This window comes from Acinetobacter sp. 40AMC3-4, from assembly GCF_049898185.1.
Lineage (GTDB): Bacteria > Pseudomonadota > Gammaproteobacteria > Pseudomonadales > Moraxellaceae > Acinetobacter.
The window spans coordinates 404,489-424,262 of the sequence record NZ_JAFCXG010000002.1 but is presented as its reverse complement, the minus strand read 5'-3'; the positions used below and the strand labels follow the sequence as shown (position 1 = coordinate 424,262).

Genomic DNA, 19,774 nt, shown 5'->3' with positions numbered 1-19,774 from the left:
GCGACCATAGCAAGAGTGAACCACCTGATCCCTTCCCGAACTCAGAAGTGAAACCTCTTAGCGCTGATGGTAGTGTGGGGTTACCCATGTGAGAGTAAGTCATCGCCAGCTCATTATTCCTAAACACCCCCGACCATAAGGCCGGGGGTGTTTTTTTATGCGCGGGTTTTTAGATAAGATCTTTAACGTATTTATATCTCGAAGCTAATCAGATTCTTCTGAGGCGGATGAGTCCTGTCGATTTGTTTGATCTATTGGGATCTCTGTAAAGCTAGCGCTATAAGAGTTTACAAGCTGATCTTATAAATTTTACAAAATAAAAAACCAGCGATTCGCTGGTTTTTTTATTGCAGACCATTTTAGCCGAATACACGCATTACGGCTGCGATTAATACCCAAAGAATGGCAATCGCTACGATGGGCTCAGCAATCTTTGCCCATGTTGGGGTATTGATAACAATGACTTCTTCGACATCTTGATGCTGCTGATTCTGGCTTAACATTTGATTAAACTCCTTCATTGATGCTTCCAATGATAGCTCTTCTTGCACAATTGGTTTAGAGCCTTTGAGTTCTGTTAGCTTGTTTGTTGTCCAAACCCAATCATCTGCTTGACCAGATAAATGTTCAATTTGCCCGGTCAGTAATTCCTGGATGCTATGGATATTATGATTGCCGGTATCATGCAGTTGTTTTAATTCGATAAGTTGTAAATGAAAAATTTCTGAAGTACTGTGCTCAAGCTGAGCTCGATCCAAGGTAGATTGATTTTCCGGACTGGTAGCGAGATGACGCACGATTTCCAGGATATATAATTCATCAGGATGGTTGATTTCATTATAAATTTTTTGTGGGTTATGACGCCATTCAGTAATAAGTTTACCTAAAGTTAAGGCATTGATTTCTGATATATATTTTCGTCTTTCTTCTTTTGTATAGTCTTTTAGAAGCTCAGGCTTTTGAGTCTCTATCTGTTCAACAAAATATTGTACTAAATCAAAAGCCATTCACTTGCTCCATTATTTTTAATCTAATAGTCTTAAAGTCGGTTTTTTCTTTGGTTGTTCAGTTTGTTCTTCAGTGCTTGATTTTAAAGCATCTTCATCATTTTGTGTATGCTCATATTCACTTGGATCAAAGAATAAACCTTGACCATTTTCACGTGCATAAATACCGAGTACTGCTGCCATAGGAACATAAATATCACGAGAAACGCCACCAAAGCGAGCCGAGAAGCTAATGGCATCATTGCTCATATGCAGCGCATGCACGGCATGTGGCACAATATTCAGAACAATCTGTCCATCTTTAATAAACTGCTCAGGAACCATGGTATTTGGGCGTGTGGCATCCACCAGCAGGTAAGGCGTCATATTGTTATCGCAAACCCACTCATAGATTGCACGTGCCATATAGGGACGGGTAGGGCTAAGGTTGAATTCTTGTTCGGACATGATGTTTCTCTATGGATGTTTGAGTTGCACTGAATAACGGTTCTTTTCCTGCAATGTCATGGATTTCACAAAGGCAGGACGACTAAAAATTCGTTGGCAATATAAATAAAACGGACGGCATTGCTGCTGTGGTAATTCTACACCCATCTGTTTCAGACGGATAAAAATTGGTGCCAGCATACAATCCAGGATACTAAATTGTTCAGACATAAAATAGGGAAAATGCTGGAAGAGTGGCATCAGTGAAATCAGGATATCCTGTAACTGCTTTTGTGCCTGAGTTCTCGCTTTCTTATCCAGCGTATCAGGATGGCGTAACATGATATCAGCCAGCTTTAACCAGTCATTTTCAAAGCGCCAGATGTATTGTCGTTGCTCTGCGCGGGGCATTGGAGCATCGGCATACAGTTTATTCTGACGATAACGATCATCTACATATTCTGAGATAATCGAAGTATTAAATAATTTAAGTTCATTTTCGATCAGCATCGGCAATTGATTATAAGGATTGAGACTGGCCAGATCCTCATCATCGGCATCCACCAAAATCAGGTTATATTTAATCTGTTTTTCGGTAAGCACATAGCGAATCCAATGGGAACGAAAGTCATCGGCATGACTATAGAGAGTGATTCCTTGAAGAGGCGCGCTTTCGACTGACATAAATCCTGATGAGCTTCTAATGAATAGACTAGGATACTAAAATTCAACCTAAAAAGCACCAAGCATCAAAGATCAATCGGCTTGAGCCGAGGTAGATTATAAGAAAAACAACTGGAGGAAAATAAGATGCTGATCAAGCTTCCTGTCATTTTGCTGTTTATCTGTATTGGGATCGCAAATTATTATTTGATGAAGTCATTCTGGTGTCACGAAGGGGTATGGGGTAAGGATGTACATGAACAATAACAAGAAAAAAGTTCTAAATGACCCACTAACCGCCATAAAAAAACCCTGGAAAATCCAGGGTTTTTTGTCCGATTCGGTAAACGAATTAACGTTTAGAGAACTGAGGACGTTTACGAGCTTTACGTAAACCAAGTTTCTTACGTTCAACTTCACGAGCATCACGAGTAACGAAACCAGCTTGACGAAGAGCAGGTTTTAAAGTTTCGTCAGAAGCGATCAATGCACGAGTAATACCGTGACGGATAGCGCCTGCTTGACCACCAATACCACCACCAGCAACAGTGATGTAAAGGTCATATTTGTCAGTAGCTTCAAGAAGCTCAAGTGGTTGGTTAACAACCATACGAGCAGTTTCACGACCGAAATACTGTTCAAGAGTACGGTTGTTAATTACGAGTTTACCAGTACCAGCTGATAGGAAAACACGTGCAGTTGCGGTCTTACGGCGACCTGTACCATAATTAGTAGCCATGTGCTGTTATCCCTTAGATGTCCAAAACTTGTGGCTGTTGAGCAGCGTGTGGATGCTCAGTACCTGCATACACTTTCATTTTCTTGATCATTGCATAACCAAGAGGACCTTTAGGTAACATACCTTTAACAGCTTTTTCTAGAACTGCTTCTGGTTTGTGAGCGATTAACTTTTCAAAGTTAGTCTCACGGATACCACCAGGGAAACCAGTGTGGCGATAGTATTTCTTATCTTGTGACTTTTTACCAGTCACAGTGATTTCTTCAGCATTGATAACAACGATGTAGTCGCCAGTGTCAACGTGAGGAGTATAAGAAGTTTTATGCTTACCGCGTAAACGACGAGCGATTTCAGTCGCAAGGCGACCTAAAGTTTTGCCAGAAGCATCAACAACGTACCAGTCGTGTTGAACTTCAGCTGGCTTAGCGCTGAGAGTTTTCATTAAACCACTACCTATTATAGTTGGTTTGGACTATGGAATCTGTCCAAACTAAAGGAGACGCGATTCTAAACGAATACGTGAAGAATCACAAATGAAAATTAAAATTTCAAGCGCTGTATTTTATCTAATCTCCCTGGTGAAAGAAAGACCTAAGCCTTTATATGCTACAAAAACTGCAACTATATTTGTAACCATAGTTTCAATGGTATCAAAATATTGATTTATAAGTACTCTTTGCAATGATTACTACAGCGTAGGCGTGATCGGGTTATAATATTTCTCAGCTTTGCCAAATTGAGAAGATGATGCTGCCTTTATATGTCACCAGTGGGGAACCTGCCGGAATTGGTCCTGATATTTGCCTGAGTCTTGCAGATCGTGTTGATGAGCGCCCAATTGTGGTATTGGCGGATATTCATATGTTCGAGCAACGTGCTCAGATACTCAAATTATCGGTTGAGCTGATTGAATATCAAGGACAGGAGTCATCTTCAGGCATCGGTCAGCTATTTGTAGAGCATGTTCCCGTGCAGCAAGACGTCGTATTGGGTGAGCTGAATCCGAACAATGCGGCTTATGTACTGGAGCAACTGCGTCGATCCGCAGACTATGCCATGTCAGGAAAAAGTGTCGGCGTCGCGACTGCGCCTGTACAAAAGTCCGTGATAAATGAAGCGGGCATTTCTTTTAGTGGTCATACCGAGTATTACCAGGAATTTGCTGGTGTTCCACGTGTAGTCATGATGCTGGCCACCAAAACTTTACGCGTGGCCTTGGCCACTACCCATCTTCCGCTTCGTGCCGTGGCAGATGCGATTACGCCTGAACGCTTGCATCAGGTGATTGATATTCTGATTCACGACCTGAAATCCAAATTCAAGATTGAACAGCCGAATATACTGGTTTGCGGTTTAAATCCGCATGCCGGGGAGGGCGGTTATTTGGGGATGGAAGAAATTGAAGTGATCAATCCGGTACTCGAAAGCTATCGTGCCCAAGGTATCAACATGAGTTTAAGCCTGCCTGCTGATACTTTATTTACTCCAGAAAACCTAAAAGATGCTGATGCTGTTCTGGCGATGTATCACGATCAGGGCTTACCTGTGTTAAAATCACAGGGCTTTGGTGAAGCCATTAATATTACCCTCGGCTTACCGTTTATTCGAACTTCTGTTGATCATGGCACAGCACTCTCCCTTGCGGGGACGGGACTTGCGAAAAGTTCCAGCCTGCACGTTGCTGTCGATTTAGCCCTCGATCTGGCGCGCCACTGATTATTGTTCATCACTCACGTTGGAAATGTTTTTATGTATCAAATTAATGCCTTAAACCCAAAAGATGAAGGGCATCAGGCTCGAAAAAGATTTGGTCAAAACTTTTTACATGACCAGCGTGTCATTGCCAAAATTGTACGCTCAGTCAATCCGCGTCCAGGTCAGAACATTCTGGAAATTGGCCCGGGTCTGGCCGCTTTGACTTCACCTTTAATTGGTGAATGTGATGCCTTAACCGTACTTGAGCTGGATCGTGATCTGGCTGCTGGCCTGCCGGGTCGTGTGCCGCATCCTGAACGTTTAACCATTATTGAAGCCGATGCATTGAGATATGATTATTCTCAATTGTTCCAGGAAGATCGTCCATTACGTGTCGTCGGTAACTTGCCCTATAATATTTCAACGCCACTATTATTCCATCTCTTGGAATTTGGTGACAAAGTGCAAGACATGCATTTCATGCTGCAAAAAGAAGTGGTGGACCGCATTACCGCATCACCCAATACCAAGGAGTATGGCCGTCTGTCGGTGATGATTCAATATTTCTGTAAACCGACTTTCTTGTTCGAAGTGCCACCTGGATCTTTTAATCCACCACCAAAAGTGACCTCAGCAGTGTTCCGTTTGGAGCCTTATAAAGTTAAACCGATTGTGGCGAAGAATGAAAAAGCGCTAGCACGTCTGGTATCGCATGTATTTACCCAGCGTCGTAAAACTCTGCGTAACAGCTTGAAGGGTATGCTGGTTGAGGAGGGTTTTGAAAAAGCGGGTGTTGACCCGATGGCGCGTCCAGAAACCCTGACCCTTGAACAGTTTGTTGCACTTTCAGATCAAATGGTGGCTTAAATTACGATGAACCGTACTGCTCGATATAATTATGTGATTGGTGATGTTCAAGGCTGTTTTGAGGCCTTGAAAGCTTTGCTTAAAGAAATCCAGTTTGATGCAGAACAAGATTTTATCTGGTTTGCTGGAGATTTGGTTGCACGTGGTGAAAACTCAATTGCAGCGTTGCGGTTTATCAAAAAGCTGGCTGAACAAGGTGCGGCTGCGACGGTCTTGGGAAATCATGATTTGACTTTGCTGGCTTATGCCCGCGGCATCAAACCGGTGAAAGAAAAAGACAATGTCCGTGATGTGATTGATGCGATCGACAGTGATGACTTGATTGACTGGCTGCGAAAACAGCCAATGTGTCTATTTCCGAATGAGCAGACCATTCTGACGCATGCTGGGATTCCGAATATCTGGAGTGCAGAAAAAACTGCGCAATTGGCCCAAGAAGTTGAAGCGATCATGGCTCATGATGACTTTGATGTGCTGGATGATTTCCTGAAAGAAATGTTCGGGAAAGAACCCGCACTTTGGTCGGATCAGCTACAAGGCCATGAACGTATTCGCTGTATCGTGAACTACCTCACCCGAATGCGTTTAACTGACGCTGAGGGACGTCTGGAATATAGTTTTAAAGATTCACTGAATGATCCAATGCCAGAAGGCTTCAGACCCTGGTTTGAGTTTGAATCACAGACAGCACAAACTCATCAGATCCTGTTTGGTCACTGGGCCGCTTTGAACGGTAAAACCATTTCGAACAAGATTCAGAATGTAGATGGCGGTTGTGTCTGGGGCAATCAACTGATGGCATTCCGCCTAGAAGATCAGCAGATGTTTGCAGTAGATAATCCGGTGATGTAAGTAAAGCTATTAAAAAAGCCACGTGATTACGTGGCTTTTTTAGTTTTAAAATTTAGTCTGCTCGAATCCAGGTCTGGTTACGGCCTAGAACTGAAACGCCAATGCTGGCACGTAAGGTTAAACGTTTACCGGTATTGTTTAAACGCATTTTTGCATCATAAATTTTACCTGCCAATGGGTCGATAATACGACCTTTGTCATAGTTCTTGGTGCCTTCAACCAGTTTTAGGCCTTTTAAAATGGTCATGCCTAAAATAGGCTGATTGGTATAAGGTGCAGGGCAGTTATTGCATTTTTCACGTGGATTATAATCTGGGCGAGGCGTGATTTTTACAATTTTGCCTGAATAGGTATTATTTGCTTCTTTGCTAATAACGATAATCGCTTTAGCCGCTCCCGTTTTATCATCAATTTGTTGCCAGGTCCCGGTAATATCGTCTGCCCAAAGATTGGTCATACATCCTGCTGTAAGCGCGGCAAGTAATATTTTTTTAAACATAGAGAGTCATTCCAAAGAATTTTTATCATCGCCCGCTCATGTTAGAAATCTTACTAAAATAGTCAACACTTATCTGAATACTATAGAGTTGATGCACTATAAAAAAAGCTGCCAAGTTGGCAGCTTTTTCGAATAATGAGAATTAGGTGTTAATCTTGGCGAATCCAGGTCTGGCTACGGCCTAAAGCGGACACACCGACATAACCACGTAAGGTTAAACGTTTGCCATTGGCATTCAGACGCACTCGAGCATCATAAATTTTACCTGCTAATGGATCAATCACTTTACCTTTCTCATAATTATTGGTGCCTTCCACATGTTTTAAGCCAGTCAATACATCCATGCCCAAGATCGGCTGGTTGGTATAAGGTGCAGGACATTTACTACAGGTTTTCTGTGGGGTATAGCCTGGACGTGGAGTTACTTTAATAATTTTTCCAGCAAAAGTCCCATTATCATTTTGACGAATTTCAATAATCGCTTTTGGTGAGCCGGTTTTATCATCAATTTGCTGCCAGATGCCAGTCAGATCCTGCGCATAAGCAGTCCCAGTCATCAGTGCAGCGATGAACATTAATCCTAATTTAGTTTGTTTCATTATATTTATTCCTTTTTTATAGATGAATAAAATATCCTCAACACAAAAGTGCTGTTTTTATTAATCCTGGCGAATCCAGGTTTGTGTGCGACCAATCGCAGATATTCCGATATATCCACGTAAAGTCAGTCGTTTCCCATTGGCAGAAATCCGCCCTTTTAAATCATAAATTTTGCCGGTGAGTGGATCGAGTACCCGGCCATGTGCATAGTTATTTTTGGTGGTGGGTTTCAGTCCTTTAATAACGTCTAATCCCAAAATCGGTTTATCGGTATAAGGTGATGGACATTTGACACATTTTTCTCGTGGTGTATAACCTGGGCGAGGTGTGACTTTAGTAATCGTTCCGGTATACGAGCCATCAGCCTGAGTTTTCATTTCAATCAATGCTTTAGGTGAACCAGTTTTATCATCAATCTGTTGCCAGAGACCAGATAACTCCTGAGCAAAAGCCATAGAGCCTGTGAATAAAGAAGCTGAAAAAACAGTTAAAATTGCGATTTTATACATGCGATATCCTTATCCTTATTTTTTTATGAACATTCACCTAATTCCATGTGGTGAACGATGATGCAAACTACGTTAATACACTTTCATAATCTATATTGCATGAAAAAAGCATATGTTTAATATTCATACAACTTAATGCATTAAAATGCAAGCTTCTATCTACTAAAGCATAACTCCATCACATTTTTTTAATTAAGCAGGAATTAATCCTGCTTAATCCAGGTTTGACTACGGCCAAGGGCTGATACCCCGATATAACCACGTAGAATAAGACGTTTCCCATTGGCACTTAATTTTGCCTTGGTGTTATAAAGATTCCCTGATAATGGATCAAGCAGCTTGCCTTGAGCAAAACTGTTATTGCCGACGTGCTTTAAGCCAGTGAGCACATCCAGGCCGAGAATAGGTTTATTGGTATAAGGTGCAGGACAGGACACACAGTTTTCTTTCGGGGTATATCCAGGACGCGGGGTGATTTTTGTGATCTTGGCAGCATAGACGCCGGAAGCCGTCTCACGAATTTCGAGGAATGCTTTAGGTGAACCAGTTTTGTCGTCAATATTTCTCCATGTCCCTGAAAGGTCAGAGGCCAAAGCCAGATGGCTGAAAGAGGCTAAAAGTAAAGTTGAAAAGAATTGAACCTTTTTCATATATCTGTTCCTAGGTGAGATTAGTGTTCTTACTCTATAGTAAGAACGATTACCCTATAAAACAAATGAATAATTTGATTCACTAGTCACATTTTTTGCAAATAAAGTATAAAAGTTGGCAACCAGATCGCGGTAAAGACCGCATTTACCGCCATGCCAAAAGCAGCATAACGACCTGCAACACTGCCGCGCTGCCAGGCCTGAGCTGTGCCGATGGCATGTGCGGCCAGTCCTAAAGCCAATCCGGAGGCACGTTCATCATTAATATGTCTCAGAATAAATGGAGAAAAAGCTGCACCAATCACGCCAGAAAGAATCACGATCAGAATGACCATGCTGATGGGTGCATCCAGCAAGGTGGCAATATTAATCGCAATTGGAGTGGTCACTGCGCGGGTAGCAAACGCCATAATATCTGCAGAGGACATATGCAGCAGATAAGCCAGTCCCATCGGCAAGGCGACAGCACTGATACTGGCAAAAACCAAAATGCCGATAATGGCTTTGAGCGGCAAGTCATCGTAGCGCATCGCGGCCAGAGGGATCGCCAGGGCGACGGTCACATAGCCGAGTAAATGGTTGAAAAGCGGATTAACTTCATCCATGTAATTTTCATAGGGAATGCCCAGCACAAATAAAATCACCAGTACAAAGAACATGCTGAACACGATGACGGGAATTTGCGGTATGAACCGGTTACAGGGTTTGGCAATCAGATAGGCGCTGAGCGTAACCGCAAAGCCATACAAAATAGATAACATGCGGAACTCCTATAACCAGCGCTTGGCCATTTTGGCGTAAATCCATAAAGGAATCAGGGTGCTGAAAAACATGATGAACAGAAAGGCCGGAATTTTCTGGCCCATATGTACCAGCATCATCAGTGCACCTGCACTGACAGGCAGGAAAGCAAAGGCACTTTCCTTCATTAATTTGTTATTGGTATCCACGAGGCGAGCGGGGAGTTTGCCAAAGTAGCGCCAGGTAAACAGCGCAATTAAAAGGCTCAATAACCCGACCAGATTGCCTAATTCAGGATGATTCAGTTGGGTCATTAACCAAACCGAAGCTTCCCGAAAGACAATAATAAGTAACAGGGTGCCGATCCATGCTGGCCAATCTATTCGTTTTATCCAGTTCATTGCTATAATCATTAATATTAATAAGTTTACTTATCAAGTTTTACTCGATCTTTGACTGGATTTCAAACGCTTCCAGTGGACGTTGAAACTGCTGCGCCTGTTTGCCCAGAATTTCATCCAAGGGTAAATGCGCCTGTTTAATCAATTGTTCCAGTTTTTGTGGCGCAATTCGAATGTGCAGATGCAGTTGGCCTTCATCATCATAATGTTCAGACTGAATCACATTCAGACCATAGAGCTGGTTACGCAGCTTGCCGTAGGCAGGTTTCAGGATTAAATCGAAGGACTGTAGTTGCCCCATCAAGGACTCATGTACCGCTTTACGCAGCAGGTCGATACCTTCGCCACTATGTGCCGAGACATAGACCCGTTCCGGTTCGCCCGGGCGTCGATAAATAATTTTGGCTTCTTCACCGCTACAGTCAATTTTATTGTAGACCTGAAGGATGGGAACATCGGCCCCAATTTCTTTCAGCACTTTGTCAACGGCTTCAATCTGTTCCAGCATCTCTGGGCTACTTGAATCAATCACATGCAGTAACAGTGTGGCTTCAACGGTTTCTTCCAGCGTTGCCTTAAAGGATTCTACCAGTGAATGGGAAAGATTACGGACAAAACCTACCGTATCGGCCAGTACCAGATTGCCGATTCCATCCCATTCCAGACGCCGTAAGGTTGGGTCCAAAGTGGCAAACAGCTGATCGGCTGCATAAACATCGCTGTTGGCGAGTAAGTTAAACAGGGTCGACTTGCCGGCATTGGTATAACCGACTAAAGATACTGTTGGAACAGCTGCTTTTTGACGGGCAACACGGCCTTGCATCCGGGTTTGGCGGACTTTATCAATACGTGCCTTGAGTTGCCCCATACGGATACGTAGCAAGCGCCGATCTGTTTCCAGCAGGGTTTCACCCGGACCACGCAAACCGATCCCGCCTTTCTGGCTATCGAGATTGCCACGACTACGAATCAAGCGCGAAGATAAATGCTGTAATTGTGCCAGTTCAACTTGCAGCTTGCCTTCGTAGGTACGTGCACGCTGGGCAAAAATATCCAGAATCAGTTCGGTACGATCGACCACACGGCATTTGATCACCTGTTCCAGATTTCGGGCTTGGGCTGGGGTTAGAGCATGGTCAAAAATAACCAGATTGGCATCCAGTTCCTCAACACGTTCAGCAATTTCTTCTGCCTTGCCGGAGCCGATAAAAAATTTGGCATCGGGTTTCACCCGCTGAGCATAAATATGTTCCAGAATTTCAGCATCTGCAGACTGTGCCAGCAAACGAAACTCTTCAGCATCAAGGTCTTCCAGCATCTGTACGCTGACACTCACCAGAATGACGTGCTCTTTCCCTCGATGTTGTTGTAAATATTCCACTCAGGCCAATCTCCACTTGAAAACTTTAGTGTAGTTGAAAAAGGGCTGAGCAGATACCGAATTAGCGCGGCTTTGGTTTAAAGTGCGCTGATAAACAGTTGTGCAAGTGTTACCAGTACCACGGCATAGATGAAGGTGCCGCCCAAAATATATTTGAGCACTTGTAAAGGCGGAGGTGTGTCGTTCGCGGGCTGGGTTTGATCTGGCATGGCTACGATCCTTTTCAATCTAATATTTCGATAGTTTTATTTTGAATGATTTTTTAATCCAATTAAAATTGAAGATATAGATGTTATTGGTCGATTTTTATTATCAATGCAAGTTGCGAATGAACAGTATAGAATGAGTTTAATTCGTGGATATTCCCTGTATCTCGCTTAGGATTTAATGACGTTTTTATGAACTCAACTGTACAAAACCAGACTCCAGATATCGAAGGCTTGGCCAAGTTTTTTCTGTATAGCCGGAAAATTACCGCCTCATTGGCCACCATCAGTGAGGGGTTCTATTTGGTTTTTCGTCATGGCTTATATAAAAATCCGAATAACCCGACCAATACTCGCTATGTGCAACATTTTTGCCGCCAGTTATGCAAAGTATTCAATATCGAAGTGCGGGTACATGGCGAGATTCCGCGTGAACCCGCCTTATGGGTCAGTAACCATGTGTCCTGGCTCGATATTGCAGTTCTGGGTTCAGGGGCACGCGTATTTTTTCTGGCGAAAGCAGAAATTGAGAACTGGCCAATTCTAGGCAAATTGGCCAAGGGTGGGGGTACTTTATTTATTAAACGTGGTTCAGGAGATTCAGTCAGGATCCGTGAACAAATTACCGGTTTTCTCAAACAGAATATTCCGGTGCTGTTCTTTCCTGAAGCGACGACTTCTGATGGGCGAGCCATCAAAAAAGTGCATGGCCGGATTTTAGGTGCCGCGATTGAAGCGCAGCGTCCTGTACAAATCTGTCTGATTTGTTATGTGAATCAGCAGGGCGACCTGGATATGGTTGCGCCGTTTGTCAATGACATCAGTTTTGCCGCCCATGTCAAAAAAGTACTGGAAATGCCGCAAGTCATTGCACATTTAGTGGCTTTACCTGCAATTAGCACGGAAGGGCATACAGTTGAAAGCCTCACCCGTGTGGTCCAGGAAAAAATGCAGACAGGTTTGGTTGAACTTCAGTCACGGGTATTAAAAAAGCCTCAATAAGATAATCCGAGTTAGTTTGTAAATTGATCGACTTTAATTTTTTTATACATGGATTATAGAGGATACGTGGAAACGTCACCCGCAACTGTCTGAGGCAGGACGATATTAAAAAATGATTGTTTTTGCGATGAATCTGATTGTTGATCATAGTGGACGAGTTTTGCGGGTGAAAAATGGTTTTGGCTACTTTTGCCGAAACAAAAGTAGCATATAGACTATAATCGTTTAATTTAAAATGAAAAGATGCTGTTGTTCACTGAAAATAATTAAGGAGTTTTTTCTAAACTCGTTAATTGACGCCATTATTCCATAAGAAACTTTTTAGGATTGTTGTTCAAAGAATCAAGCTTACATAAAACCTTCAATCGGCAGCCACGACAACAGTTTAAGTCCAGCTTTCTGATACCATTTCATTTTTGGTTCTTTACTAAAGGTTTGAACCTCACCATTGGCTTTCTTGATTTTCCAGTTAATGTTCTGATTCGCATCGAGCACCAGTTTATACGCATATTTGCTTAAATTTTTGTCCATGGTGTCGTGTACTGCACGTGCTAAAGACGGACTGTTCAGCAACACACCAATTTCAGTATTCAAATAGGCTGAACGCGGATCAAAGTTAAAAGAACCAATAAACACCTGTTTTTGATCCAGTGCCATCAGTTTGGCATGCAGGCTGGAACGGCTCAGTCCTTTCAGGCTGACTTTAGCTTTTTTCGAAATTTCCTCAGTATTGGCATTTAGGTGATTGGCTTCTGGCGCTGCCAAGAACTCATACAGCTGCACCCCATTTTCCAATAGATCCTGACGATATTTGGCATAAAAGGCATGCACCACGGCAACGTCGTTGGCCTTAAAAGAGTTGGTCAGGACGCGAACCTTGATATTCTCATTCGCCAGTTTCTTTAAACGGTCTGCACCAATTTTTTCCGGGACAAAATAGGCAGAGACAATATCGACACTTTGTTCAGGTTTTTCCAGACGCTGTAATAACTGGAAATTGAGATGTTCTTCGGTTTTGGCTTTGGCTTTGATTTTGCTCGGTGGGTCTTTGACTACTTCGGCTTCAACCCAATCCAGCTGAATGTTTTGTTCCAGCCATTGGTCAAAGGCTCTGGAACGATTGGCCAGATCCAGATAATTTTGAGTCGCTGGATCCTGACTATGGGTTTCTAGCTGCTGTTTTAAGCTTGGAAAACGTAAAGCATGATGCCGTGGATTCACAACCTCTTGCACCGGATAGGCATAATCATCATTCCAGTATTCATCGAAGGAATGAATGATTTCATCCGATGCCGCACCGACCAGCATCACATCGACATCAGAGAACTGATAGCTTTCACTGACATTATAATACTGGTTACTCATATTGCGCCCGCCAATCAAGGCAATCTGGTTATCGGCAATAAAGCTTTTATTGTGCATGCGGCGGTTAATGCGCTTTAAATCCAGCACCATGTCCATGGCGCGGTATTTACGAAAGCGATAGGGATTATACAGTTTGACATCGATATTTTGATGCTGGTTTAAGGCCAGATAAATCCCTTCCATTTTCTTGGCATTATTGTCATCCATCAGCAGGCGCACTTTTACGCCACGATCTGCTGCCTGAATAATCGCATGCAGGGCGAGGGAACCGATCCGGTCGTTATCCCAGATGTAATATTGCAGATCCAGACTACGTTCCGCTTTATTAATCAGCTGAATCCGCGCAGCCAGTGCTTCAAGCGGATCATACAGCACGCGATAACCAGTCAACCCGATGTTCTGATCACGTAAAGGTTCAACAATTTGTGCCAGGCTGGTTTGCGATGTATCCGTTTCAAATGCCATCTGGCTTGGCTGTTCGGTTTGCTTGGGTAAGGTGCTACATGCAGGCAGACCCAGTACCAGGCTACAGCTCAGTAAAATGCCGGCTTTATAGCGATGAGTGCGCATAAAACCTGAGGATTGAAGATGAACTTGATCGCGGGGAGCAGTGGCCATATAAGTCGAAGAATGAAAAATTAGAATTGAGTATAATTGCCAGCTATGAAAAGATAAATATAAAGCCAGTAATCTGCTGCTCGACTGAATAAGGCCAATTTATGTGGGATTCGAATTCCGTACTGTTTTATTTTTACTTGGGAATGGCGATTTTAGTCATCTGGGCTGTGGCTCAGGCATGGTCGAGCCAATCACGTACCGAAACCATTCATCCCTTTAAAGCTTTTGGTCATTTGCTGGCGTTTTATCTTGCCTATTTATTAATCCCTTTGGTTTTCTTCAGTATTTATGCTGGATGGACGGGGTATTATTCGCTGCATGAAGCCATTTTTGTATTTTTGCTCAGTGGGGTTTTGACTTATGCACGCTTTATCGAGCCGCATTTAATTCAAGTGAAAACGACACAATATCAGATCAATGCAGATAAACGTTTAAAGCAGCCGGTGAAAATCGCCCTGATTGCAGATTTGCATATCGGTCTGTTTTCGGGTCATGAGCGTCAGTTGCGACAAATTGTACACAAATTAAATCATATTCAACCTGATTTGGTGGTGGTTGCTGGCGACTGGACTTACGAGCCAGAAAATAAACTGGCACAGGAATTGGCAGTTTTAAAAGAGATTCACGCTCCGGTCTATTCAGTCAATGGTAACCATGACGAGCAATATCCCGGACCGCCGATTCGCGAACTGTTGCACTATGCACTGCAAGTCAATCAGGTCATGGATATCGAAGGTCAAATTGTCGAATTTGATGAATTCCGACTTTTGGGCGTGGGTGATCTCTGGGCTGGAAAAGCCGATATGCGCAGTTTGCCAGACTTGCCTCAGGACAAGCCTTGGGTCATTCTTTCGCATAACCCGGATACGGTCGATATGATTCCCAAACTGCCGACGCGCCCTCTGATGCTGTCCGGGCATACTCATGGCGGACAGGTAGAGCTGCCTTGGCTAACTAATTACGTCATGAAAAAGGTTTCAATTTTGGGACATAAAAAGGGCATGTACCGCCATGAACATGCAGATGTGTTCGTTACTGTCGGTACCGGCTTGGTCGGCGTGCCTTTCCGTTTCCGGGTGCCGCCTACCATTGATATTATTGAACTGATTTAAATTCAGTCGACGTGCTGTACCGCGTTAACTGATGATCCAGACCAGAATCAATAACACCACCGCGACGGCCGCCATCATCCAAATTTTCTTTTCGATTTTTCGGGTTGGCACATTTTCACGTAATTGCTGTGCAGTAATTTCAGCTTCTGTGGATGTGCTCAAACTAGGATGGGTGGGGATTTCCAGTGGTGGTGTCACCAGGTCGATATCAGCGGCATCATCACTAAAGCGTGGACCGGTACTTTCATGCTTCATGACCACATCATGTTCCCGCACAATTTCATCAATCACTTGCAGTGCCTGAGCTTCATCCAAGGGCGTATTCTCGGTGATATAGCGAACAGCTTCTAATTTTTTATCATCTTCCAGCAAAATAATGATATTGACCAACTGCTCCTGCGATAGGTATTCAATAAGATCCTGCATGGCCTTGCCTCATTTTTTGAATTGAGTTCATTTGATTGTTGAGCAAATTTAACGAGATAAGTAGCCGAGTTTTGTTGTGAAATCATAAAAAAAGCCAGCATCAAGTGCTGGCTTTTGAATCAATCTAAAATCTTAGATCTGATTATTTACATCATCATTCTTGGTTTCACGAATCAGCAAAAACGCGACAAGTGACAGGATAGATGCTGCGGTCAGATAATAACCGACTGCAGATAAACCATAGGCTGTTGCCAGCTTGGTTGCGATTAACGGTGCAAATGATGCGCCGAAAATGCCTGCCAAGTTAAAGGTCAATGCAGAACCCGTGTAACGTACTGAAGTCGGGAAGATTTCAGACAATACAGTACCGATTGGCCCATAAGTTAAGCCCATAATCGCCAGACCAATACACAAGAACAGGAACACCACCAAGGTGCTGCCAGATTCAAGCATATCTGCAAAGAAGATACCGAAGATCGCAGAAATGACACATACCGCAATGGAAGTAGTCTTACGGCCAAATTTCTCTGCCAATACTGCTGAAAGCGGGATGAATGCAGCAAAACACAGGGTTGCAACTAACTGCAATTGCAGGAATTCTTCACGGGAATAACCGAGTTGTTTGGTTCCCCATTGCAATGCAAATACCGTAGTAAGGTAGAACACAACAAATGTACAGATTGCAGCAATCGTACCCAGAACTAGCATACGAGAGTGCTTTTTGAACACTTGAACAAAAGGAACATTTACTTCTTTTTGTTTATCCAGCACTTTCTGGAAAGCAGGCGTTTCATGCAGTTTTAAACGGATCCATAAACCGACAATTACCAACAAGGCACTTGAGATAAACGGAATACGCCAGCCCCAAGCCATAAAGTCAGCTTCAGACATGAAAGCGCCAAGCGTCAGGAAAGAACCTGTTGCCAGAATAAAGCCGATCGGAGCACCCAGTTGCGGGAACATGCCATACCAGGCACGTTTGCCTTCCGGGGCATTTTCAGTTGCAAGAAGTACCGCACCTGACCATTCACCACCCAGACCCAAGCCCTGACCTAAACGGCACAGTGCAAGTAACAGTGGCGCAGCAATTCCGATTTGCGCATAAGTTGGCAATAGACCAATCGCAACGGTTGAAATCCCCATAGTCAGCAAAGCTGCAACCAAGGTGGCTTTTCGTCCGATCCGGTCACCTAAATGACCAAATAATGCTGCACCAATCGGACGGGCAATAAATGCAATGGCAAAAGTCGCAAGAGACTGAATGGTTGCGGTCATCGGATCTGTACTGGTAGGGAAAAACAGATACGGAAAAATAATGACAGCAGCGGTGGCATAAATATAAAAATCGAAGAATTCGATTGTAGTGCCTACCAAGCTTGCTGTTAAAACGCGAAATTTTGAATTTTGTGCTGGCTGAGCAGCAGAATTAGACGACGCCATGGAAAACCTTACACTTACTAAAAATAAAAAAACTTAGTTTTAAAAGCGTAATCTTTTTAAAAAAGGCGTAATTTTTTAAAAAAACAACTGCAATCTTCTCGCTTCAACTCGCTCAGGGTCACTGAAATGAAAAAGGAGATGATTAAATCACGTAAAGATAGATAGACAGAAAATGTGATCCTGCGCCTATCAATACAAATATGTGCCAGATAGCGTGGGTATATCTTACTCTTTTTAAAGCGTAAAACAATGCACCCACGGTATAAGCGAGTCCACCAATGATGAGAAAGGTTAAAGATTGAACACTTAAATATTGCTGCATATCATCAATCACCAGCAGCGCCAGCCAGCCCATGGCCAGATAAGCCGCTAAAGAAAGTTTCTGGAAACGATGAATGAAAACGAACTTGAAAAGTGTACCAAGAAGGGCAATCACCCACAGTGCAATCAATAAATACTGGGCTTTGGCGGTCGGAATGGCAATCGATAGGAAAGGGGTATAAGTTCCGGCGATTAAATAATAAATCGCAGTATGATCGATTTTTTTATAAAAATAACGACGGTCTGCTGCAGTGGCCATGTGGTAAAGCATGGAAGCAGAAAATAACAGAATCATGCTCAGTGCATAAACCCAAAGACCAATCCATTGTCCAGTACTCAGGTAAGACCCTTTAATAATCAAAAGAATACCGGCAATAATGGACAGCCCGGCACCTACACCATGACTAATATAGTTAATCCGTTCCTCATTTTGATCATAATCTGGAACCAGTGGAGCATTCTGCATGAATGTCATTCTTTTTCAAATATACACTTGTATAGTAATTCAATTTTGCTTTTAGGTTAAGAAGATTTAAACTTGATGCGCAATTCATTTCAGGTTTTATCTATGTCAACGTTGGCAACTCTCTCAGATCAGGAACAGCAATTCTTGGATACCTTTCAGCAAGCTGTTGAAAGGAATCAATTCGATCGCCTGATCTTAAGCCAGTATAAAGGTGAACTGCAGGATTTAGAGAAAATGACCTTGCGAGTCATTACATTAAATGAACAGCGCGTATTGAGCTGTCTATATCGTTACAAGACGCAGGATGTCACGAAAAATTATCCTTTAGATGAAGCATTATTCCAGGTTACTTCACTACTGGCGTGTTGCAAACAGGCCAATCTGATGACAGTAGATGAAGAATTACAGCTGAAAAAAAACAAGAAAAAAGCTATGTTAACGCGTAGCAAACATAAAGCCACGATGAATCAGGTGAAGCCTGCTGAACAAGGCCATGACCGGATTAAACAACGTTATGTCGATCAGGACAGCATCTTTCTCCAATATCTCGGTATTACCGATCAAAAAGCGCAAATCATTCCGAGCATGGCGCGTAAATGGAAGCAGATTAATAAGTTTGTAGAAATCTTCTCAGGTGCATTGGCACAGATTAAGCCACAGGCTGAAGGCCTGCGCGTGGTGGATTTTGGTTCGGGTAAGGGCTATCTGACTTGTGCTTTATATGACTATATACAAAAACATGGTCAAACGCCGTATGTTACCGGGGTAGAGCTTAATCCGAAAATGGTTGAATTCTGCCAGAATGTCGCGCAGCAATCTGGTTTTGATCAGCTGGACTTTTTCCAGGGGGATGTGCGTACTTATGCGCCAGAACGTCTGGATGTGATGATTGCCTTACATGCCTGTGATGTAGCAACAGATTTTGCGATTCATAGCGGGATTCGCCTGAATGCACAGATGATCATGTGTGCACCGTGTTGTCATAAGGAATTGCGTCCGCAGTTGCAGGCGCCAAAAGTCCTCAGCCCGATGTTACAGTTTGGTATTCATGCCGGACAGCAGGCAGAAATGTTGACCGATACCATTCGTGCTTTACTGCTCAAAGCTTATGGTTATGAAACCAAAGTTTTTGAATTTGTGGCGCTGGAACATACCAGTAAAAATAAAATGATTCTGGCGACAAAACGTAAAGACTATCAACAACCTGATCAGGCGGTTCTGGCACAAATTCAGGCCTTAAAAGAGATGTATGGTATCCAGAAACATTCACTGGAATTGTTGCTCAATGACCAGTGGGATCAGCAGGGAATTGGTTCTAAATGCTAAACAACCCAGAACTGAAAATAGTGTCCGGCAGCTGGAAAGCTTTGGCAGTGTATGCCAAAGCGATTCGTGAAGCCGTATTTATTCAAGAACAGCATATAGCAGCTGAAGATGAGTGGGATGCTGAGGATGTGGTTGCTGTACATTTCATTGTTTTTCAGCAGGATCAGGCGATTGCTACAGCACGCTTATTGTCAAATAACAGTATCGGTCGGGTTGCAGTCCTAGCAACAACACGCGGTTTAGGTGTTGGTCAGCGCTTGATGCAGGCCGTGATTGACTATGCGCGTGCAGAGCAGCGTGAGTTGGTCAAGCTATCTTCGCAAGTGCATGCCATTGGCTTCTATCAAGCGCTGGGATTTGAAGCTCAAGGTGAGGAATATCTGGATTGTGGTATTCCGCATATTGATATGTATTTAAAACTTTAATTTTCAGCCCTTCAAATACAAAAAAGCGAGGCATTGA

24 protein-coding genes and 1 rRNA gene are annotated in these 19,774 nt (G+C 43.2%); 8 read left to right on the top strand and 17 right to left on the bottom strand.

Annotated features, from left to right (window positions below; translation table 11 throughout):
• Positions 1-111, top strand: a 5S ribosomal RNA gene (gene rrf, locus ACP7BU_RS04785); the annotation flags it as partial.
• Positions 112-359: 248 nt separating this feature from the next.
• On the opposite strand, the gene ACP7BU_RS04780 is transcribed toward rrf, so the two are convergent.
• The 5 genes from ACP7BU_RS04780 to rplM form a co-directional block, all read right to left on the bottom strand.
• A complete protein-coding gene (locus ACP7BU_RS04780) occupies positions 360-1,007 on the bottom strand; it encodes a hypothetical protein (RefSeq protein ID WP_425878606.1) in 648 nt (215 codons plus the stop codon).
• An 18-nt stretch (positions 1,008-1,025) separates the two neighbouring features.
• Entirely contained in the window at positions 1,026-1,454 is a 429-nt protein-coding gene (locus ACP7BU_RS04775; RefSeq protein WP_191112653.1) for a ClpXP protease specificity-enhancing factor, read from the bottom strand.
• A 9-nt stretch (positions 1,455-1,463) separates the two neighbouring features.
• Positions 1,464-2,117 (bottom strand): glutathione S-transferase N-terminal domain-containing protein, encoded by a 654-nt coding sequence (locus ACP7BU_RS04770; RefSeq protein WP_153566430.1) that lies wholly within the window; start codon positions 2,115-2,117, stop codon positions 1,464-1,466.
• A gap of 331 nt (positions 2,118-2,448) precedes the next feature.
• Positions 2,449-2,835, bottom strand: coding sequence for a 30S ribosomal protein S9 (gene rpsI, locus ACP7BU_RS04765; RefSeq protein WP_004281681.1), 387 nt, complete (start codon positions 2,833-2,835; stop codon positions 2,449-2,451).
• Positions 2,836-2,848: 13 nt separating this feature from the next.
• On the bottom strand, positions 2,849-3,277 hold the full coding sequence (gene rplM / locus ACP7BU_RS04760; protein WP_004281682.1) for a 50S ribosomal protein L13: 429 nt from the start codon (positions 3,275-3,277) through the stop codon (positions 2,849-2,851).
• Positions 3,278-3,582: 305 nt separating this feature from the next.
• On the opposite strand from rplM, the gene pdxA reads away from it, so the two are divergent.
• The 3 genes from pdxA to ACP7BU_RS04745 are packed head-to-tail and all read left to right on the top strand — an operon-like array spanning position 3,583 to position 6,249.
• The gene (gene pdxA / locus ACP7BU_RS04755) at positions 3,583-4,551 is read left to right on the top strand and encodes a 4-hydroxythreonine-4-phosphate dehydrogenase PdxA (RefSeq protein ID WP_425878950.1); all 969 of its coding nucleotides are present in this window, start codon (positions 3,583-3,585) and stop codon (positions 4,549-4,551) included.
• A gap of 33 nt (positions 4,552-4,584) precedes the next feature.
• Positions 4,585-5,397, top strand: a complete 813-nt coding sequence (gene rsmA / locus ACP7BU_RS04750) for a 16S rRNA (adenine(1518)-N(6)/adenine(1519)-N(6))-dimethyltransferase RsmA (protein ID WP_004645966.1) — start codon at positions 4,585-4,587, stop codon at positions 5,395-5,397.
• A gap of 6 nt (positions 5,398-5,403) precedes the next feature.
• Positions 5,404-6,249 carry a symmetrical bis(5'-nucleosyl)-tetraphosphatase gene (locus tag ACP7BU_RS04745; protein ID WP_310078432.1) on the top strand — a complete coding sequence of 282 codons (846 nt, stop codon included), beginning with the start codon at positions 5,404-5,406 and terminating at the stop codon, positions 6,247-6,249.
• A 52-nt stretch (positions 6,250-6,301) separates the two neighbouring features.
• Here ACP7BU_RS04745 and ACP7BU_RS04740 read toward each other — a convergent pair whose 3' ends face one another.
• The 8 genes from ACP7BU_RS04740 to ACP7BU_RS04705 all read right to left on the bottom strand — a co-directional run bounded on the left by ACP7BU_RS04740 (position 6,302) and on the right by ACP7BU_RS04705 (position 11,239).
• Positions 6,302-6,748 (bottom strand): DUF2147 domain-containing protein, encoded by a 447-nt coding sequence (locus ACP7BU_RS04740; protein WP_004281686.1) that lies wholly within the window; start codon positions 6,746-6,748, stop codon positions 6,302-6,304.
• A 149-nt stretch (positions 6,749-6,897) separates the two neighbouring features.
• On the bottom strand, positions 6,898-7,347 hold the full coding sequence (locus ACP7BU_RS04735; protein ID WP_425878611.1) for a DUF2147 domain-containing protein: 450 nt from the start codon (positions 7,345-7,347) through the stop codon (positions 6,898-6,900).
• Positions 7,348-7,407: 60 nt separating this feature from the next.
• Positions 7,408-7,857 (bottom strand): DUF2147 domain-containing protein, encoded by a 450-nt coding sequence (locus ACP7BU_RS04730; RefSeq protein WP_005248004.1) that lies wholly within the window; start codon positions 7,855-7,857, stop codon positions 7,408-7,410.
• Between the two features lie 203 nt (positions 7,858-8,060).
• Positions 8,061-8,507, bottom strand: coding sequence for a DUF2147 domain-containing protein (locus ACP7BU_RS04725; protein ID WP_005106118.1), 447 nt, complete (start codon positions 8,505-8,507; stop codon positions 8,061-8,063).
• Between the two features lie 86 nt (positions 8,508-8,593).
• Positions 8,594-9,268 (bottom strand): LrgB family protein, encoded by a 675-nt coding sequence (locus ACP7BU_RS04720; RefSeq protein ID WP_004281690.1) that lies wholly within the window; start codon positions 9,266-9,268, stop codon positions 8,594-8,596.
• A gap of 9 nt (positions 9,269-9,277) precedes the next feature.
• Positions 9,278-9,649, bottom strand: a complete 372-nt coding sequence (locus ACP7BU_RS04715; RefSeq protein WP_004281691.1) for a hypothetical protein — start codon at positions 9,647-9,649, stop codon at positions 9,278-9,280.
• Between the two features lie 40 nt (positions 9,650-9,689).
• Positions 9,690-11,030 carry a ribosome rescue GTPase HflX gene (gene hflX, locus ACP7BU_RS04710; RefSeq protein WP_425878614.1) on the bottom strand — a complete coding sequence of 447 codons (1,341 nt, stop codon included), beginning with the start codon at positions 11,028-11,030 and terminating at the stop codon, positions 9,690-9,692.
• A gap of 77 nt (positions 11,031-11,107) precedes the next feature.
• A complete protein-coding gene (locus ACP7BU_RS04705; protein WP_005104169.1) occupies positions 11,108-11,239 on the bottom strand; it encodes a hypothetical protein in 132 nt (43 codons plus the stop codon).
• A 189-nt stretch (positions 11,240-11,428) separates the two neighbouring features.
• On the opposite strand from ACP7BU_RS04705, the gene ACP7BU_RS04700 reads away from it, so the two are divergent.
• Positions 11,429-12,238, top strand: coding sequence for a lysophospholipid acyltransferase family protein (locus ACP7BU_RS04700; protein WP_425878616.1), 810 nt, complete (start codon positions 11,429-11,431; stop codon positions 12,236-12,238).
• A gap of 348 nt (positions 12,239-12,586) precedes the next feature.
• On the opposite strand, the gene ACP7BU_RS04695 is transcribed toward ACP7BU_RS04700, so the two are convergent.
• A complete protein-coding gene (locus tag ACP7BU_RS04695) occupies positions 12,587-14,221 on the bottom strand; it encodes a phospholipase D family protein (RefSeq protein WP_425878618.1) in 1,635 nt (544 codons plus the stop codon).
• Between the two features lie 101 nt (positions 14,222-14,322).
• Here ACP7BU_RS04695 and ACP7BU_RS04690 point away from each other — a divergent pair, with 101 nt between their 5' ends.
• Positions 14,323-15,333 (top strand): metallophosphoesterase, encoded by a 1,011-nt coding sequence (locus ACP7BU_RS04690; RefSeq protein WP_425878620.1) that lies wholly within the window; start codon positions 14,323-14,325, stop codon positions 15,331-15,333.
• Positions 15,334-15,357: 24 nt separating this feature from the next.
• Here ACP7BU_RS04690 and ACP7BU_RS04685 read toward each other — a convergent pair whose 3' ends face one another.
• The 3 genes from ACP7BU_RS04685 to trhA all read right to left on the bottom strand — a co-directional run bounded on the left by ACP7BU_RS04685 (position 15,358) and on the right by trhA (position 17,986).
• A complete protein-coding gene (locus ACP7BU_RS04685) occupies positions 15,358-15,759 on the bottom strand; it encodes a hypothetical protein (RefSeq protein WP_004281696.1) in 402 nt (133 codons plus the stop codon).
• Positions 15,760-15,891: 132 nt separating this feature from the next.
• A complete protein-coding gene (locus ACP7BU_RS04680; RefSeq protein WP_004281697.1) occupies positions 15,892-17,199 on the bottom strand; it encodes an MFS transporter in 1,308 nt (435 codons plus the stop codon).
• Between the two features lie 142 nt (positions 17,200-17,341).
• Complete coding sequence (trhA, locus tag ACP7BU_RS04675) at positions 17,342-17,986, bottom strand: PAQR family membrane homeostasis protein TrhA (RefSeq protein ID WP_216986273.1); 645 nt, start codon at positions 17,984-17,986, stop codon at positions 17,342-17,344.
• 102 nt (positions 17,987-18,088) lie between these two features.
• On the opposite strand from trhA, the gene ACP7BU_RS04670 reads away from it, so the two are divergent.
• Positions 18,089-19,312 (top strand): class I SAM-dependent methyltransferase, encoded by a 1,224-nt coding sequence (locus ACP7BU_RS04670; protein ID WP_425878623.1) that lies wholly within the window; start codon positions 18,089-18,091, stop codon positions 19,310-19,312.
• On the top strand, positions 19,306-19,737 hold the full coding sequence (locus ACP7BU_RS04665; RefSeq protein WP_004645950.1) for a GNAT family N-acetyltransferase: 432 nt from the start codon (positions 19,306-19,308) through the stop codon (positions 19,735-19,737). Before ACP7BU_RS04670 ends, ACP7BU_RS04665 begins: the two co-directional genes overlap by 7 nt.
• The last annotated feature ends 37 nt before the right edge of the window (positions 19,738-19,774 follow it).

Coding starts and splice junctions, on each gene's coding strand:
- rplM (WP_004281682.1), bottom strand. CDS start 3,277: ATGAAAACTCTCAGCGCTAAGCCAGCTGAAGTTCAACACGACTGGTAC.
- ACP7BU_RS04780 (WP_425878606.1), bottom strand. CDS start 1,007: ATGGCTTTTGATTTAGTACAATATTTTGTTGAACAGATAGAGACTCAA.
- ACP7BU_RS04685 (WP_004281696.1), bottom strand. CDS start 15,759: ATGCAGGATCTTATTGAATACCTATCGCAGGAGCAGTTGGTCAATATC.
- ACP7BU_RS04705 (WP_005104169.1), bottom strand. CDS start 11,239: ATGCCAGATCAAACCCAGCCCGCGAACGACACACCTCCGCCTTTACAA.
- ACP7BU_RS04775 (WP_191112653.1), bottom strand. CDS start 1,454: ATGTCCGAACAAGAATTCAACCTTAGCCCTACCCGTCCCTATATGGCA.
- pdxA (WP_425878950.1), top strand. CDS start 3,583: ATGCTGCCTTTATATGTCACCAGTGGGGAACCTGCCGGAATTGGTCCT.
- ACP7BU_RS04735 (WP_425878611.1), bottom strand. CDS start 7,347: ATGAAACAAACTAAATTAGGATTAATGTTCATCGCTGCACTGATGACT.
- trhA (WP_216986273.1), bottom strand. CDS start 17,986: ATGCAGAATGCTCCACTGGTTCCAGATTATGATCAAAATGAGGAACGG.
- ACP7BU_RS04715 (WP_004281691.1), bottom strand. CDS start 9,649: ATGAACTGGATAAAACGAATAGATTGGCCAGCATGGATCGGCACCCTG.
- ACP7BU_RS04740 (WP_004281686.1), bottom strand. CDS start 6,748: ATGTTTAAAAAAATATTACTTGCCGCGCTTACAGCAGGATGTATGACC.
- ACP7BU_RS04700 (WP_425878616.1), top strand. CDS start 11,429: ATGAACTCAACTGTACAAAACCAGACTCCAGATATCGAAGGCTTGGCC.
- ACP7BU_RS04690 (WP_425878620.1), top strand. CDS start 14,323: ATGTGGGATTCGAATTCCGTACTGTTTTATTTTTACTTGGGAATGGCG.
- ACP7BU_RS04665 (WP_004645950.1), top strand. CDS start 19,306: ATGCTAAACAACCCAGAACTGAAAATAGTGTCCGGCAGCTGGAAAGCT.
- ACP7BU_RS04730 (WP_005248004.1), bottom strand. CDS start 7,857: ATGTATAAAATCGCAATTTTAACTGTTTTTTCAGCTTCTTTATTCACA.
- ACP7BU_RS04720 (WP_004281690.1), bottom strand. CDS start 9,268: ATGTTATCTATTTTGTATGGCTTTGCGGTTACGCTCAGCGCCTATCTG.
- ACP7BU_RS04695 (WP_425878618.1), bottom strand. CDS start 14,221: ATGGCCACTGCTCCCCGCGATCAAGTTCATCTTCAATCCTCAGGTTTT.
- ACP7BU_RS04670 (WP_425878623.1), top strand. CDS start 18,089: ATGTCAACGTTGGCAACTCTCTCAGATCAGGAACAGCAATTCTTGGAT.
- ACP7BU_RS04770 (WP_153566430.1), bottom strand. CDS start 2,117: ATGTCAGTCGAAAGCGCGCCTCTTCAAGGAATCACTCTCTATAGTCAT.
- rpsI (WP_004281681.1), bottom strand. CDS start 2,835: ATGGCTACTAATTATGGTACAGGTCGCCGTAAGACCGCAACTGCACGT.
- ACP7BU_RS04725 (WP_005106118.1), bottom strand. CDS start 8,507: ATGAAAAAGGTTCAATTCTTTTCAACTTTACTTTTAGCCTCTTTCAGC.
- ACP7BU_RS04680 (WP_004281697.1), bottom strand. CDS start 17,199: ATGGCGTCGTCTAATTCTGCTGCTCAGCCAGCACAAAATTCAAAATTT.
- rsmA (WP_004645966.1), top strand. CDS start 4,585: ATGTATCAAATTAATGCCTTAAACCCAAAAGATGAAGGGCATCAGGCT.
- ACP7BU_RS04745 (WP_310078432.1), top strand. CDS start 5,404: ATGAACCGTACTGCTCGATATAATTATGTGATTGGTGATGTTCAAGGC.